The 15,114-nt window shown below is 53.2% G+C and carries 12 protein-coding genes; 4 read left to right on the top strand and 8 right to left on the bottom strand.

All coding sequences use genetic code 11. The annotated features are described in order from the left end of the window. Nucleotides 1-240 precede the first annotated feature (240 nt). The 7 genes from Q3O59_RS06335 to malQ all read right to left on the bottom strand — a co-directional run bounded on the left by Q3O59_RS06335 (nucleotide 241) and on the right by malQ (nucleotide 10,252). Complete coding sequence (locus Q3O59_RS06335) at nucleotides 241-753, bottom strand: GNAT family N-acetyltransferase (protein WP_305944771.1); 513 nt, start codon at nucleotides 751-753, stop codon at nucleotides 241-243. 186 nt (nucleotides 754-939) lie between these two features. Continuing rightward, entirely contained in the window at nucleotides 940-1,473 is a 534-nt protein-coding gene (locus Q3O59_RS06330; RefSeq protein ID WP_305944770.1) for a hypothetical protein, read from the bottom strand. 97 nt (nucleotides 1,474-1,570) lie between these two features. Then, nucleotides 1,571-3,040: a P-loop ATPase, Sll1717 family gene (locus Q3O59_RS06325; RefSeq protein WP_305944769.1), complete on the bottom strand. Its 1,470-nt coding sequence runs from the start codon at nucleotides 3,038-3,040 to the stop codon at nucleotides 1,571-1,573. Nucleotides 3,041-3,139: 99 nt separating this feature from the next. Beyond that, nucleotides 3,140-3,478, bottom strand: coding sequence for a hypothetical protein (locus tag Q3O59_RS06320; protein WP_305944768.1), 339 nt, complete (start codon nucleotides 3,476-3,478; stop codon nucleotides 3,140-3,142). Nucleotides 3,479-3,726: 248 nt separating this feature from the next. Next, entirely contained in the window at nucleotides 3,727-5,790 is a 2,064-nt protein-coding gene (gene glgX, locus Q3O59_RS06315) for a glycogen debranching protein GlgX (protein WP_305944767.1), read from the bottom strand. Further along, on the bottom strand, nucleotides 5,787-7,982 hold the full coding sequence (gene glgB, locus Q3O59_RS06310; protein ID WP_305944766.1) for a 1,4-alpha-glucan branching protein GlgB: 2,196 nt from the start codon (nucleotides 7,980-7,982) through the stop codon (nucleotides 5,787-5,789). Before glgB ends, glgX begins: the two co-directional genes overlap by 4 nt. Before the next feature lie 77 nt (nucleotides 7,983-8,059). Further along, nucleotides 8,060-10,252, bottom strand: a complete 2,193-nt coding sequence (malQ, locus tag Q3O59_RS06305) for a 4-alpha-glucanotransferase (RefSeq protein ID WP_305944765.1) — start codon at nucleotides 10,250-10,252, stop codon at nucleotides 8,060-8,062. A 172-nt stretch (nucleotides 10,253-10,424) separates the two neighbouring features. Here malQ and gap point away from each other — a divergent pair, with 172 nt between their 5' ends. Both gap and Q3O59_RS06295 read left to right on the top strand, forming a co-directional pair. Further along, complete coding sequence (gene gap, locus Q3O59_RS06300) at nucleotides 10,425-11,429, top strand: type I glyceraldehyde-3-phosphate dehydrogenase (protein ID WP_305944764.1); 1,005 nt, start codon at nucleotides 10,425-10,427, stop codon at nucleotides 11,427-11,429. Between the two features lie 6 nt (nucleotides 11,430-11,435). Beyond that, nucleotides 11,436-12,302, top strand: coding sequence for a D-hexose-6-phosphate mutarotase (locus Q3O59_RS06295; protein WP_305944763.1), 867 nt, complete (start codon nucleotides 11,436-11,438; stop codon nucleotides 12,300-12,302). 53 nt (nucleotides 12,303-12,355) lie between these two features. Here Q3O59_RS06295 and Q3O59_RS06290 read toward each other — a convergent pair whose 3' ends face one another. Further along, nucleotides 12,356-12,721, bottom strand: coding sequence for a hypothetical protein (locus Q3O59_RS06290; RefSeq protein ID WP_305944762.1), 366 nt, complete (start codon nucleotides 12,719-12,721; stop codon nucleotides 12,356-12,358). Nucleotides 12,722-13,056: 335 nt separating this feature from the next. On the opposite strand from Q3O59_RS06290, the gene ccoN reads away from it, so the two are divergent. Next, the gene (gene ccoN, locus Q3O59_RS06285; RefSeq protein ID WP_305944761.1) at nucleotides 13,057-14,487 is read left to right on the top strand and encodes a cytochrome-c oxidase, cbb3-type subunit I; all 1,431 of its coding nucleotides are present in this window, start codon (nucleotides 13,057-13,059) and stop codon (nucleotides 14,485-14,487) included. A 10-nt stretch (nucleotides 14,488-14,497) separates the two neighbouring features. After that, entirely contained in the window at nucleotides 14,498-15,109 is a 612-nt protein-coding gene (gene ccoO / locus Q3O59_RS06280; RefSeq protein ID WP_228590835.1) for a cytochrome-c oxidase, cbb3-type subunit II, read from the top strand. Nucleotides 15,110-15,114: the final 5 nt, after the last annotated feature.

The raw sequence follows: 15,114 nt of genomic DNA, 5'->3' as shown, positions 1-15,114 counted from the left end.
AGCAAGCTTTCAAACGGGCTAAAACCCACCACAAACGCGAACAACTTGTTGTGAGTCGAGCGTCCAACGAGCACGTTTTTGATAGCAATTGTTCTGCTTATTTTTCAACGATGCGCTCTGCCGTTTTGAATTCGAAAATGCTGATTCACATGGCGCTCTGCTGCAAAGCGTCAGCCTGTGGGGGTTGCTCAGCCTTAGTATAGAAGATGGATGGACCGGCAAAACAAATACTGCACTGCGTCAGGCCGCATGGTTCAGTGGCAACTGCATGCTTTGCACCACCAATGCGGAGTCTGGCTGCAAGGCTTGCTGCTTGCTTGCAGCTTGAAACCCATACCGATGGTACAAGCCAACAGCAGCGCTGTTGGTTGTGGTCACCGACAACTGAAGCGATTTGCACTGCTTCGCTAGCGCCCAGGCTTTTAGTTCATCCAGCAATGCAATGGCAATCCCCTTGCCTCTGGCTTTGGGCGCTACCCACATTTGGTAAATGTGGGCCACATCCTTATTAGCTGGGATCAGCCCCCATGCTAAAGCGACCATTTCCTGGTTCATGTCTACGACCAAAGGCAGGGATAAGGCCCCATCGGATGTTGAATTCAGCAGCGAAGCCCAATCCGCGTCTGGCAGCAACAGCGCTTGCTGGTAGGTTAAGCCAAAGGCATCCGGTGACTCTTGCAAAGAAGCCAGCCGGATCTGTTTGTACAAGGGCCAGTCTTTGGGCTTCAGAACGCGTATGTTGAATTGACTCATTAGTTGACCTTGTTGCTGCAGCAAAGCAAGATAAGGGGCCGCAGCCCCTTTAGGCTGGCTTAACAGAGTAGAGCCAAAATTTTGTTCTGACCCCGAATTTAATTTTCAAAATCGATCAAAATTTTTATCTGACCCCGAATTTAAAAATTTTTATCTGACCCCGAATTTAGAGTGGGCTCATATGTGTTAGCTGATGAACTTAATTACAATGCCCACTGTAAACAACGATACGACCGACAATAGTATTGAAAGCAGCAGCATGTAAAACATAACCTTTTGGTTCTTTTCTATTCTGGTTAGCCACATCGTAAATTTACGCTCAGCCTCCTCAGATATAAATGAGCCCCGACCTGCAACCCCTTGACTAAATAAATTTATACCAGTACCGCCAATAGCAAAGGTAAAAATAAAAGTGAGCAATAATATGTACTGTTTGAATAATATAAGGTCACTAAAATCAGTTACAGTAAGTTGCCTGCCACACTCACGCATTGCCATATCGAACTCACACCCGTGCTGGACATACACACCAATCATGCTTTGAAGTTCAGTTAACGGAACAAGCATGAAAGCCGCCAGATAAATTAGCAAACCACCCCAAGCTAAACAGTCATATCGACTTACCTTTTTAGATGACGCAACTCCAATAATAGGAATCAAACCAGCAACAAGGTAAACAATGAATAGCGCTACGACTTTATTTAATGCTACAGCTTCCATGATTCTCTCTTTCAGCTAACGCTTAAATTTGTGGCGGCAACTGCAAAGCGACGAAGGAGCGTAGCAGTTGACGTCCAACAACATTTTCTTGTTAGATTCAACCATGCGTGGACAGTTTGTTTCGAAAGGCAGGATGCACATCGAATGTTGCTGACTTTGGATTGAAAAAATTTTCATCCTCGTATGTTAGAAATCTTTTTTTATCCTTACCTATTACTTGCCTTAAGAAACCACACTTATGTAGAAACTTAACAGTATCTACTGAGTTAAGGTATCTATCGTCGGAAAGACTAAATATCTTTTGGTCATCTTCGGTCTCATCGAAATGCTTTATTAGTTTTTGATGAGATGCTTTCCATGAGCGATCAGTTGCTCCTGCGCTACTTAGAATGCAAGCGTCTATATTGGTATATGTTTTTGAATGCTCGCCTACCAAATCGCTCAATTTCCAATCGCTGAACTCTCTCGAGGCAGATATGATTGAATCATATGGAACGGGAATGTTTTTTGAACGAGACTTTTCTATAGCCAAGCGACAAAATTGCAAAAACTCTCTTGGTCTTGAAAAAGTTCTATCAATTACATACTTACTCGCCCAAATCCATTTGCCAGACTTAAAATTAACTTTTTCCGGAAAAATCAATTTCCAAAGATCATCAAACTCATTTAGAGTTGATGGTTTTTTTCTATCGAAATATACAGCAACTCGAGTAGCCAACAGCTTCTTTAGACTGTAATTGTTATCATCAACCCAGCTAATTCTTGTTATTTCACTTCTTGAGTCGAAAAGATCACTGCCCTTTGAAATTTCGTCGAATATATCATTCCTCAGAAATGAAACCAATTTCAAGTTATTAAAATCTCTCTTTAGTTGCCTCATTGATAGGATGAGGCCTCTAAGCCATGAGTTCATCTCCTTATTGTTTTTCCATGGCTCATCGAGATTATCAAACAAAACAAAGAATTCATTTTTGGATACAGCAGATTCAATTTCTTCTTTTACTTTTTTTAGGTCAGGTGAATTCATGACTGAAAATAGCTCTGAGAAGTTGATATTAAAACCAACCTCCATATCTCCAGCTTTCGCCTTCAAATTTGCATCACCAAACACCTTAAAAATAGATTTTGTAAACCTTACTGCAAATGAATCATCAACCTTTCCGTTTTCTTTGAGATACTTTTTTAGTTCTGGAGTTTCTGTTTTTTCAATTATAGCCAGAGATAACTCGGAAATTATGAAATCCTTCCAAACTAGTGCGTATTTAAAATCCTCATCCAAAGATATATCCATATATTTTTGGACGTTTTGTTTTATCTGTACATAGTCTTCACCCTTCGGGGAAACTGAAACGACAATTTTCCCAGCACGTGGGAGTTCTTTCCCTAGTATTGAGAACAAAGAAGACTTACCTGCCCCTTTCCTTCCAAGAACTAGCTCTTTGTTTCCAGAGTATATTTCTTGGTACTGTTTTGTTTTTACGAAATACTTCTCAAGATTTGAATCTTCTTGAGCCCTGTCCTTACCGAAAAGCTCATCAAGATCCAAACTCTCTCTTAATAGATTCATGTGTGTCTTACTCTCCTTTGAATCTAACGCCCGCAGCACGCGCGGCTTTGTAGTGAAGGCGCAGCCGCAGCGGAAAAGCCGTCGCTGTGCCTGCGATTGTTAAGCATTTTTCCAGTAATACTTTCCGCGATGAATTTCATAGCCCACGCCACGATATTGAAAGGCGACTGAATCCACGCCAATTTTTGGTGGGGGCATCCCCTCGACGCGGGAAATTGGAATCAAATCAGCTACCGGAGCAGCCCCATAAATGCCCAACCATCCGCCCTCACCGTTATACCCAAACCAAGACGGTGTTTGGCAATGAGGACACCGATAATAATTCCATTGCCAAAAGTCCCACTGCGGCACGTTCGAAGCCCACTCAGTAATACTCAGAACGGTCTCAAACTCAATTTCTTTAGCACAACATGGGGCTTGCAAAGTCTTGATCTCCATTAGCTGGTGCCATCGTGCTTAACAGCTTAATAGTTTGGAAAATCCCTTCTTTCCCCACGGGATTTTCCCTTCTATCTTTTTCCTATCCACTTAATCTAGCGAACCCACCTCACTAAATCAACAACTTAATAACAAAGCAGAGAGTGTATGGTGAGAAAAGCAGGGATTTTCCTTGCAAGTAACTGGATCACAGAAGTTTAACCAACCACTGGTAATCGATCCACCTTTTGGCAGTTGCTTAGCGCCACTCACTCAGCGCTAAGCAACTGCCACAAAGAAACACTAAAAGCAGGTTGTTGGTACTGGCCGTGGAGCTGGTTGGGGGCTTGCAGCAGGCCTTTGTTGTGGGCGGTGTCGAACAACTGGCACCAGTCCCCTGCTGGCAGTTGAATGGGTTGCGCCTGCTGGGCGGCATTAAACACAAACAGCAAAGTCTCGCCGCTGCGGGTGTTTTGAATGCTGAACAAGCAGCAGGAGCGCTCCGGATCGTGCCAGTCGTGGCTTTGTTTCAGCTCACCGCTTGGCAGGTACCACTGCACCTGGTGCTTATCGCCATGCAGTTGGTAGTGCTCGTCCAGCAACGACAACTGCTGCAAGCAGGAAAAGCGCTTACGCAGCGCCATCATTTGCTGCACAAACTGCAAAAAGTCTTTCTGATCGCTGTCCAGTTGCCAGTGCAGCCAGCTGATGTCGTTGTCCTGGCAGTAGGCGTTGTTGTTGCCCCGCTGGCTGTGGCTTAGCTCGTCCCCGCCCAGCCAGTGGATCATGCCCTGGCTGAGCAGCAAGGTCGCCACCAGGTTGCGTTTGTGCTGGTAGCGCGCCGCCACCACCGCCGGATCCCGGCTTGGGCCTTCAACCCCATGGTTGCTGCTGAGGTTGTGGCCATGGCCGTCGCGGTTTTCCTCGCCGTTAAGCCAATTGTGCTTTTGCTGGTAACTGACCAAATCCTGCAAGGTATAGCCATCGTGGTAGCAGAGGTAGTTGACGCTGCAACTGCTGGGCATCCGGTGTTTTTGGAAGATATCGCGCGAGCCCAGCAGCCGGGTGGTAAATTCCGCTAGGGTGCCTTTATTGCCCCGCCAAAAGGCGCGAAAGCTGTCGCGGCATTTGTCGTTCAGCTCGGCCCAATGAGCCGGGAACTGGCCCAGATGGTAGCCAAAGGGGCCGACGTCCCAGGGCTCGGCAATCAGCTTGGCGCTGGAAATCACCGGATCCTGGGCAATGATTTGAAAAAAAGCCGCATAAGGATTAAAGCGCTTGTGCTCACGGCCCAGCGTCACCGCCAAATCGAAGCGAAAGCCATCGACCTGCATCTCGGTCAGCCAGTAGCGCAACGCATCCATCACCAATTGCTGGGTGGCGGCATGCGCCAGATTCAGGGTATTGCCGCAGCCGGTAAAATTGCAGTAACTCTGGTAATCGGTGACATCGGCATGGTTGTGAAACAGATAGTACTGCCGGTTGGCCAGGCCGCGGAAGCTCAGCACCGGGCCATCGTCGCCCGCTTCGGCACTGTGGTTAAAGACCACATCCAGAATGACCTCGATGCCATGCTGGTGAAAGGTGCGCACCATGGTCTTAAATTCCTGCACCGCATCGCGCTGTTGGTAGCGCGGATCGGGCGCGAAGAAATTGACCGGGTTGTAGCCCCAGTAATTGGTCAGTTTCAGCGCTTCGAGCCTCGGCTCGCTCATAAAGCTGGCCACCGGCAACAACTGAATGCTGGTGACGCCCAGCTTGGTTAGATGCGCAATAATGGCCGGGTGGCACAGCCCCAGATAGGTACCGCGTAACTCCTCCGGCACCTCCGGGTGCAGCATGGTCAGGCCCTTAACGTGGGCTTCGTAAATCAGGGTTTGCTCGGCGGGGATCTGCGGCTTGGTTACCCCTTGCCAGTCAAAGGGTGCATCGCAAAGCACCCCTTTGCTGATAAAAAGCGGGCTTTTTTGCTGGTACAAATGCGCCTGAAAGCGCTGCGGCCGGTTCAGCTGTTTGCAGTAGGGATCGATCAGCAGGCGCTCAGCATCAAAATAATGGCCGTCCTGCGGCCGGTGGCTGCCCGCTGCGGCCAGGGCGTACAGGGTGCCTTGCTCAATGCCGCTCACGCTCAGATGCCAGACATCGCCGGTGCGGCCAGTAAAGGCCAGCTCGGCAATCGGCTCTTCGGTATCGGGCTGAAACAGCCAGAGCGTCAGCGCCTCGGCTTCCGGGGCGTACACGGCAAAGTTCCAGCGACCATCGCTGTCCCGGCTTGGGCCCAGCGGTCTGGGCCGGCCATGAGACAGTTTCAGCAACGGCACCTGCAGGCTCATGCCGGACTCCGGCGTCGCAGGTAGAGGGTGGCCAGCGGCGGTATAGCCAGCACCAGACTGGCATCCTGGCCCTGATGCGGTGTTGCGCTGGCCTGCAAGTGGCTGCCAACATCAAAGTTGCTGCCCCAGTAGTACTGGCTATCGGTATTCAGAATCACCTCGTAGTCTCCTGCCGCGGCCACACCCAGCTGGTATTGGTTACGCGGAACCGGAGTAAAGTTGCAGACCACATAGACCCGCTCCCCGGCGCTGTCTTGCCGGTAAAAGCTTAGCACCGAATGCTCGGCATCGGTGTGATCCAGCCAGCCAAAACCAGCCGGATCGTAATCCAACTGATGCAAGGGGCGCTGCTCCCGGTAGCGGTGGTTCAGATCGCGAAACAGCTGCTGCACGCCGCGGTGTTTGTCAAATTCGAGCAGGTGCCAGTCCAGACTGCGCTGATGGCTCCATTCGGCCGCCTGCGCCAGCTCCATGCCCATAAAGTGCAGCTTTTTGCCCGGATGGGCAAACATGTAAGCAATGTAGGCCCGGACATTGGCGGCTTGCTGCCATTCGTCGCCCGGCATCTTGTGCAGCAGGCTGCCCTTGCCGTGCACCACTTCATCGTGCGACAGCGACAGCACAAAGTTCTCGTTGTAGTGATAGACCATGGCAAAGGTCAGGTCGTCGTGGTGAAACTTGCGGTAAGCCGGATCCTTGTGCATGTAGCGCAGGCTGTCGTTCATCCAGCCCATGTTCCATTTAAAGCCAAAACCAAGGCCTCCCTGATCGACCGGCCGGGACACCCCGGCAAAGGAGGTGGACTCCTCGGCGATGGTCAGCGCCTGCGGGAAATGGCGGTAAATTTCGGTATTCAGCCACTGCAACAGACTGATGGCCTCGTAGTTGTGGTTGCCGCCATCGACATTGGGCACCCACTCGCCGGCTTTGCGCGAGTAATCCCAGTACAGCATCGAAGCGACTGCATCGACCCGGATGCCATCAATGTGAAAGTGTTCGAACCAGTACAGGGCGCTGGCCAGCAAAAACTGCCGCACTGTGTCTTTGCCAAAATCGTAAATGCAGGAATTCCAGTCCGGGTGCCAGCCACGGCGCGGATCTTCGTACTCGTACAAGGCGCTGCCGTCAAAACGGGCCAGACCATGGCCATCGTCCGGGAAATGGGCCGGCACCCAATCCAGAATGACGCCGATCCCGGCCTGATGGCAGGCGTCGATCAGGGCTTTAAATTCATCCGGGCTGCCAAACCGTGAGCTGGGGGCAAAAAGCCCAACCGGCTGATAACCCCAGGAGCCATCAAAAGGATGCTCCATCACCGGCAACAGCTCCAGATGGGTGTAGCCCATTTGGAGCAAGTAAGGGATCAGCTGCTCTTTCAGCTCAAGGTAACTGAGTGGCTGGTTGTCCTCGTCGCGCCGCCAGGAGCCCAGATGCACCTCGTAAATGCTGATGGGTGCCTGATACGGCGAAGCGGCTTTGCGCTCGCGCCATGCCTGATCTTGCCAAGAGTACTGACCGTGATCGTACACCCGCGAGGCATGGGAAGGATACTGATCGGCAAAAAAGCCCAGCGGATCGGCCTTGTGCGGCAGCAGATGCCCCCGGCTGTCTTTAATTTCGTATTTGTAGCGCACGCCAACATCCAGCTCTGGCATCACCAGCACCCAGTGGCCACAATCGGTTTTTTGCATTGGATGACGGCGACCGTCCCAATGGTTCATGTCGCCTATCAGGCTGACACTGCTGGCGTTGGGGGCATAGACCGCAAAACGGATGGCATTGAGCGTTGTTTTGCCGCTTTCGAGCCGGATGCGCTGCGCGCCCAGCTGACGGTACAGGTTTTGTGGCTCCGTGTGCACAAAGTGCACCGCATGATAAGCCTGCTGCTGGAATTGGTAGGGGTCGAACAACTCCTGCCAGCCCTCGGCATAGCGCACCCGCAAGCGGTAGAGGCTGGTTTTGCGTTTACGCGGCAAACAGAGCTCAAACAAGCCCGGCAGCTCGGCGCTTGGCGCGCACTGGCCCAGCAGTTTACCACTTTGCTGCTCGATGACTTCAACCTGGCTGGCATCGGGCAGATAACAACGAATCAGCCAGCCTTTTTGCTTCCCTGCCACCAGATTTGGCTGCCAGCCCAGCAAGGCAAAAGGCTGGGCACAACGTACTGCCGCTAAATCGTCCGCTTTTGTCATCCTGTATCCTTTGTATTGATTGTTATCCATCCTGACACGGCCTCCGCGCCGTTTCGCGGAGCCTGTGCCTGCTAGGGCTAACTGTACAGCCAGTCGCGTCTGGCCTGAGTAAGTTGCTGCATCAAATCCTGCTGGGCCGGGTCCTGCTGCCAGTGCTCCAGCGTCTGGCTGAGCTTGCGGCGCCAGTTCGGGTATTCGTCGCTGGTTCCAGGCACATTGACCGGCTGGGTCATCTGCATCCAGTCTTCCAGTTGCAAACTCAGCAGCTGGCTGTGACCTTTGGCCAGATGCAGTTGCAAGGCCCGGGCCAGCACCGGCTCCATCCCAACCTGCTCGACCTGACGCGGGTAATCGGTAGGTAGCGCGCCATGACCATGCAAGGAGTCTAAGATCCGCTGCTTGTTGCGGTGACGCTGTTCAAACAATTGCTGCAACTGCGCTTCATCCGGGTACAGACCCAGCTGCTGGCCCAGTTTTAAATCATCGCAGTGCCAAAAGCCAATCAGCGTCGGTAAATCGTGGGTGCAAAGCGTGGCCAGCGCCTGCTCCGGGTAATGCGCCGGTGAAATAAAACCACCATCCTGAGCTTGCTCAAAGAAAAACACCCGGTAGGAATACACGCCATGCTGAGTCAGCAAATCGCGGATCCCATCCGGCACGGTGCCAAGATCCTCGCCAATCACCACCACCTGCTGGCGCTGGCTTTCCAGCGCCAGGATCCCCAGCAAATCCATAATGGGGTAATAGACATAGGCCCCGCCACGGGCATCGGCAGCACTGTTGGGCACCCACCACAACCGCAGCAGCGCCATCACATGATCGATGCGCAGTGCACCAGCATGCTGCATATTGCTCCGTAACAGGTCAATAAAAGGCCGGTAACCCTGCTGAAAGAGCTGCCAGGGCGACATCGGCGGCAAGCCCCAGTTTTGGCCTTGTGGTCCCAGCGGATCCGGTGGCGCCCCAACGCTGGCATCGCGGCAATACAAGTCGGGGTTGGCCCAGATCTCCATCGAGGCCTCACTGACGCCCACCGCCAGATCGCGGTAAATGCCCAGCAGCATCCCGGCCTCTTTGGCCACCGCCTGAGCCCTGGCCAACTGCTGGTCGGCGCAAAATTGCAAATAGCAGTAAAAATCCAGCGCTTCGGCATGCTGCTTGCGAAAGGCCTTCACTGCAGCGGAATCGGGCCGGCGGTAGTCTTCTGGCCAATTGGGCCAGCCCCAGTGCTGCGGGTCCTGCTGGTACAGCTCGGCATGAAGCGCATCGTACAGCGCTTGCTGCTGCAAGCTTTCGCCACCGTCGTCTTTAAAACGGCTGTAGTCGGCTTGCAAGGCTGCATCGCCGTGCTGGCAAAACCACTGATGCAGCAGCTTCAGTACCGGCAATTTCAGCGCCATCACGGCGCTGTAATCGACCCAGTCGCGGCTGCGCTGTTCCTTGAGTTGCTGCTGAAAGTCTGCACGACCAACCCACTGCTGGCACTCAACAGACTGCTGATAACCGGGCATGGCCGTCACATCCAGGTAGCTGCAATTGAGCCAGCGACGCGACGACGGGCTGTAGGGACTGGCATGCTCCGGCATCGCCGGATAAAGCGCATGAATGGGGTTTAAGCCAACAAAGTCCGCGCCTTGCTTTGCCAGCACACGGAGCAGCTGCTGCAAATCGGTAAAATCGCCAATGCCCCAGTTGCGCTCTGAGCGCAGCCCATACAGCTGAATGCTGACGCCCCACTGCTTTTGCTCGGCAAAGGTCCTGGGCTGGTAGCACTGGGCTGGCGTGACAATCAGCGACTGCTCGCAGCGCAGCGCCGCCGGGCTGGTAATGCGCAACCGATGATAACCAAGCGGCAGGTGCTGCGGCAAGGCATGCTGGTACAGATGAAATTCCTGCTCCTGCTGCTGCACCACCTGCAGCAATTCGCCATCCACGGGGGTCAGCGAAAAGGGCTGCTGCTTGCCATCCTCGGTGATCAGATTCAGCGAAATCGGTTCGTTGGCCTGACTCAGGGCTAAACGCAGCTCCAGATGCAGCGGCTGATCCTGTTGCTGCACCGACACCGGCAACAAGGGCTGCTGCCACCAGCGGGCTTGTTGCTGCTGAATGGAAGCGGTCAGACTGTCTTCATCCGAGCAATCCAGCCCCAGGGCCGTTAATAAGGCAAGTTGGCTGCTGTCCTCCACCTGCTGTGGCTGGCCATAGGCGTCGGTGTAACTGCTTTCAATGCCGGCAAACTCCAGTGCCTGTTGCATCAGCGCTTTGTTCATGGCGTTGGTCCTGTGTTTGTTTTTTAGCTTTTGCTATGCTGAGAATACCTTGAAATCGGGCTTTTTGCGTTATTTAATTACAAGAATTCGTATGCAGATGCATTTATCGCTTGAGTATTTCGCAAATTAATGTAATTTTACTACAAAATTCCATTTGACCAAGGGGTGTTTTATGACCATTCGTGTAGCTATCAACGGTTTTGGCCGTATCGGCCGTAATATTTTACGGGCTTTGTATGAAACGAATAAGTCGTACGATATTAAAATCGTCGCCATCAATGATTTAGGCGATGCCGCCATCAATGCCCACTTACTGAAGTATGACACAGCTCACGGCATCTTTCCGGCCCAGGTTGAACATTCCGACAGCGCCATCTTTGTCAATCAGGACGAAATCCGCACTTTAAGCGAGCGCAACCCGGCCAACTTGCCCTGGAAAGAGCTGCAGGTCGATGTGGTGCTCGAATGCACCGGCCTCTTTACCGATCGCAGCAGCGCTGGCGCTCACCTGGAAGCCGGGGCTAAAAAAGTCATTATCTCGGCACCGGCCAAGAATGTCGACGCCACCATTGTTTATGGCGTCAACCATGACATCATCACCCCGGACATGACCATTATCTCCAACGCCTCCTGCACCACCAACTGTCTGGCGCCCATCGCCAAACCCTTGAACGATGCACTGGGCATTGAGTCCGGCCTGATGACCACCATTCATGCCTACACCAACGACCAGCGTTTAAGCGACGTTTACCACACCGATGTGCGCCGCGCCCGGGCTGCTGCCATGTCGATGATCCCAACCAAAACCGGCGCCGCTGCGGCTGTTGGTTTGGTGGTGCCAGAGCTGCAAGGCAAGTTTGATGGCCTGGCCGTGCGGGTGCCGACCCTGAACGTGTCGCTGGTTGACCTGTGCTTTATTGCCGGTCGCACCACCACGGTCGACGAAGTGAATGACATTATTCGTCAAGCGGCGGCCACAGCACCCTTGAGCGAAGCGCTGATGGTCAATGATCTGCCGTTGGTGTCGGTTGATTTTAACCACAACCCGATGTCATCCATCTTTGATGCCAGCGAAACCCGGGTCAATCGCCGCCTGGTCAAAGTGATGTCCTGGTACGACAACGAGTGGGGTTTCAGCAACCGGATGCTGGACAACACCGTTCAAATGATGCAGTAAGCCCCAATGCCCTGCCGCATTGAAGCCATCACCGGCTTTGCCCACTTAAGCACCCTGCCTTGCTACCGTTTGCAGGCAGGTGCGGCTAGTGCGGTGATCAGCCTGTATGGCGCTCAGGTGTTGTCCTACCAACCGGTCCCGGCAGACGAGCGCTTGTGGCTGTCGCCCATGGCCAGTTGGCAGGGCAAAGCCATCCGCGGTGGCATTCCCATCTGCTGGCCCTGGTTTGGCCCGGCCGATCCGGCGCAGATTACCGATGCCGCGGCTCAGCCCAGCCATGGTTTGGCCCGTACCCGGCTGTGGCAGCTTCACAGTCAGGAATGCCGTGACGACAGTGCCCTGCTCTGCCTGCACAGTCATTTCAGCGATTTGCCGCAGACAGATTTGCAGCAGATAGCTGTGCCGCACCGCAAGCCGGTCGAGCTGCAATTGCAGCTGCGGCTGAGTGCTGAGGCGCTGGAAATCACCCTGCGCTGCGATGAGGCCATCTATCAGCAGGCCGCCTTGCACAGTTACTTTCGTTGTCAGGATCCGGCTCAGCTAAAAGTGCATGGGCTTGGCCCGCGGTATGATGACAAAGTCACTGCCAGCACGGTACAAAAGGCCGGCCAACCGGCTGTGCTTCTTGGTGAAACCGACCGCATCTACCGCCAACCGGCAACCACTTTGCGTTTGCAAGATGGCGCCACTGAACTCAAGCTGCAGCAACAAGGCCATGACAGCGCCATTTTGTGGAACCCGGGTGCTGATAAAAGCCAGGCACTGGCCGATGTCCCGAACGAGGGTTATCTGGATTTTGTCTGTGTTGAAAGTGCGCGTTTGACCCCTAAGCCAGCGCCCTTGCAGCTGGTGCAGCGCCTGCTGCCGCGCTGAGTCTTGCAGCAAGCTTCAAAGCGTTAGACTCTTCAGCCCTTGACTCTTCAGCTTTAGCGCCAACTGCTTTGAAAGCCTGCCCGAATCAGCTGCTCAGTGCCATCGGCTGCAGTGAGCCGCAGCAGCAGCTGCCACTGCATTTGGGGATCGGTACAAGCGCCCAGCAAAAATTCAGCCTGCCACTTCCCTTCACTCAGCTTTTCAAAACGCACGGGGATCCGCCCCATGTACATGGAGACGCCGCTGATCTCACCAGTTATGGCAGCAAAACTTTGCTCCGAGCTCAGTCGCAGCCGCAACAAAGATTCCACCGGAACATGGGCAGGATTTATAGTAAGCCGCAGCCCTGTGCTATCATAAAGCAACTGTTCGCTGTCATCGAGCGGCTCCTTTGGCTGGCAGCCAGTCAAAAGCAGCATAAAAAAAACCAGGGGCGGCCACCACAGCCATGAAAAAGTGCGCATGAAACCAGCCAGACCTCAGCATCATCATAAGGGCAGACAGTGTACCCTGAATGCGGTAAAACAACCAAAGACCGACGCGACTTGTTTACTTTGTAAACAAGGACTTTGTTCTAAATCATAAAAGCTGCGGATTCGGCTTTCTTTTGCAAAGTGAACTCTTTATCATCCGCAGGCAGAATAACCCGGAGTGGGTACATTGCAGTGACGCAACGACCGACTCCGGCTATAAAAAAAGCGCCACTTACCAAAGTGGATTCTGTATAACCAGCGAAACTGCAGTGGAACTCGATATGAGCCAGACTAAATCGTTAGAAGTTGACTACAACTATAGCGTTGTCCGTCTCTTTACCCTTGCCACCATCTTATGGGGCATTGTGGGTATGGCGGTAGGTGTACTTCTTGCAGCCCAATTGTATTGGCCTGCGCTGAACTTTGACATTCCTTGGTTGACCTATAGTCGACTTCGTCCCCTTCATACCAATGCCGTGATTTTTGCCTTCGGCACCAGTGCCTTGATGGCAACGGCCTACTATGTGGTGCAGCGAACTTGTCAGGTACGCTTATTTGCCGAAAAACTGGCGATGTTCACCTTTTGGGGCTGGCAAACGGTGATCGTGCTGGCGGCCATTACCCTGCCGCTGGGCATTACCCAGTCCAAAGAGTACGCTGAGCTGGAGTGGCCAATTGCCATTTTGATTGCCATCGTCTGGGTTGCCTTTGCGGTGGTGTTCTTTGGTACCCTGGTCAAGCGTAAAACCAGCCACATCTATGTGGCCAACTGGTTCTACGGCGCCTTTATCATTACCGTCGCAGTGCTGCACATCGTCAACAACATGGTGATCCCGGTGTCCCTGTGGAAGTCGTACTCCATCTATTCTGGCGCTGTGGATGCGATGATCCAGTGGTGGTACGGCCACAATGCAGTAGGCTTCCTGCTGACAGCAGGCTTCCTGGGTATGATGTATTACTTCGTTCCGAAGCAAGCCGGTCGCCCGGTTTATTCTTACCGTTTGTCCATTGTGCACTTCTGGGCGCTGATTGGTCTGTACATCTGGGCCGGCCCGCACCACTTGCACTACACCGCCTTGCCGGACTGGACTCAGTCGCTGGGCATGGTGATGTCGGTTATTCTGTTTGTTCCAAGCTGGGGTGGCATGATCAACGGCATCATGACCTTGTCCGGTGCCTGGCATAAACTGAAAACCGACCCTATTCTGCGTTTCCTGATTGTGTCGCTGTCTTTCTACGGCATGTCGACCTTTGAAGGCCCGATGATGGCCATTAAATCGGTCAATGCCTTATCGCACTACACCGACTGGACCGTAGGCCACGTGCACTCCGGTGCTTTGGGCTGGGTTGCGATGATTTCCATCGGTGCCATGTATTACCTGGTTCCTGCCCTCTTTAACCAAGGCCGGATGTACAGCATCCAATTGATCAACACCCACTTCTGGCTGCACACCATTGGCGTGGTGCTTTACATCGTGGCCATGTGGATCTCCGGTATTATGCAGGGCATGATGTGGCGCGCAGTCAACACCGACGGCACCCTGACTTACAGCTTTGTTGAAAGCGTCGAGGCGTCCATGCCGTTTTACCTGATGCGTTTTGTTGGTGGTGTCTTCGTGTTGGCCGGGATGTTTGTGATGGCGTACAACGTCTACAAAACCCTGCGTGCAGAGAACCACTCCCTGAAGCCTGTTGCTGAAGCTGTGGCCTGAGGAGCGAATAATGTCGAATAAAAATCATCACGAAAAAATTGAAAAAAGCGTTGGCTTGCTGGGAATTTTCACCATCATCGCCATCAGCTTCGGAACCCTGGTGCAAATCACGCCGCTGATGTACCTGGAAGAAACCACCACTCCGGTGCACGGCTTACGCCCTTACACAGCACTGGAAATGGAAGGCCGTGACATTTACATCCGCGAAGGCTGCAACAACTGCCACAGCCAGATGATCCGCCCATTCCGCTCAGAGGTGGAGCGCTATGGTCACTACTCGGTGGCCGGTGAGCATGTCTGGGAGCACCCGCATTTATGGGGTTCCAAACGGACAGGGCCGGATCTGGCTCGGGTCGGCGGACGCTACAGCGATGACTGGCACTATGCCCACATGATGGACCCACGCTCGGTGGTGCCACAGTCCAATATGCCGGCCTACCCCTGGTTGGCCGACCGGGTACTGGATGGCCGCCATACTGCGCGCAAACTGGAGGTGTTCCGTATGCTGGGCGTGCCTTACACCGACGAGGACATTGCAGGAGCAGCTGATGCCGTTCGTGGTAAAACTGAAATGGAAGCCCTGATTGCTTACCTGCAATCCTTGGGCACGCACCTGAAGTAACGGCT

Source organism: Alkalimonas delamerensis (assembly GCF_030717955.1).
Classification (GTDB): Bacteria; Pseudomonadota; Gammaproteobacteria; order Enterobacterales; family Alteromonadaceae; genus Alkalimonas; species Alkalimonas delamerensis.
Note: the sequence above shows the minus strand (reverse complement) of the source record. Positions and strands in the feature narration are given on the sequence as shown.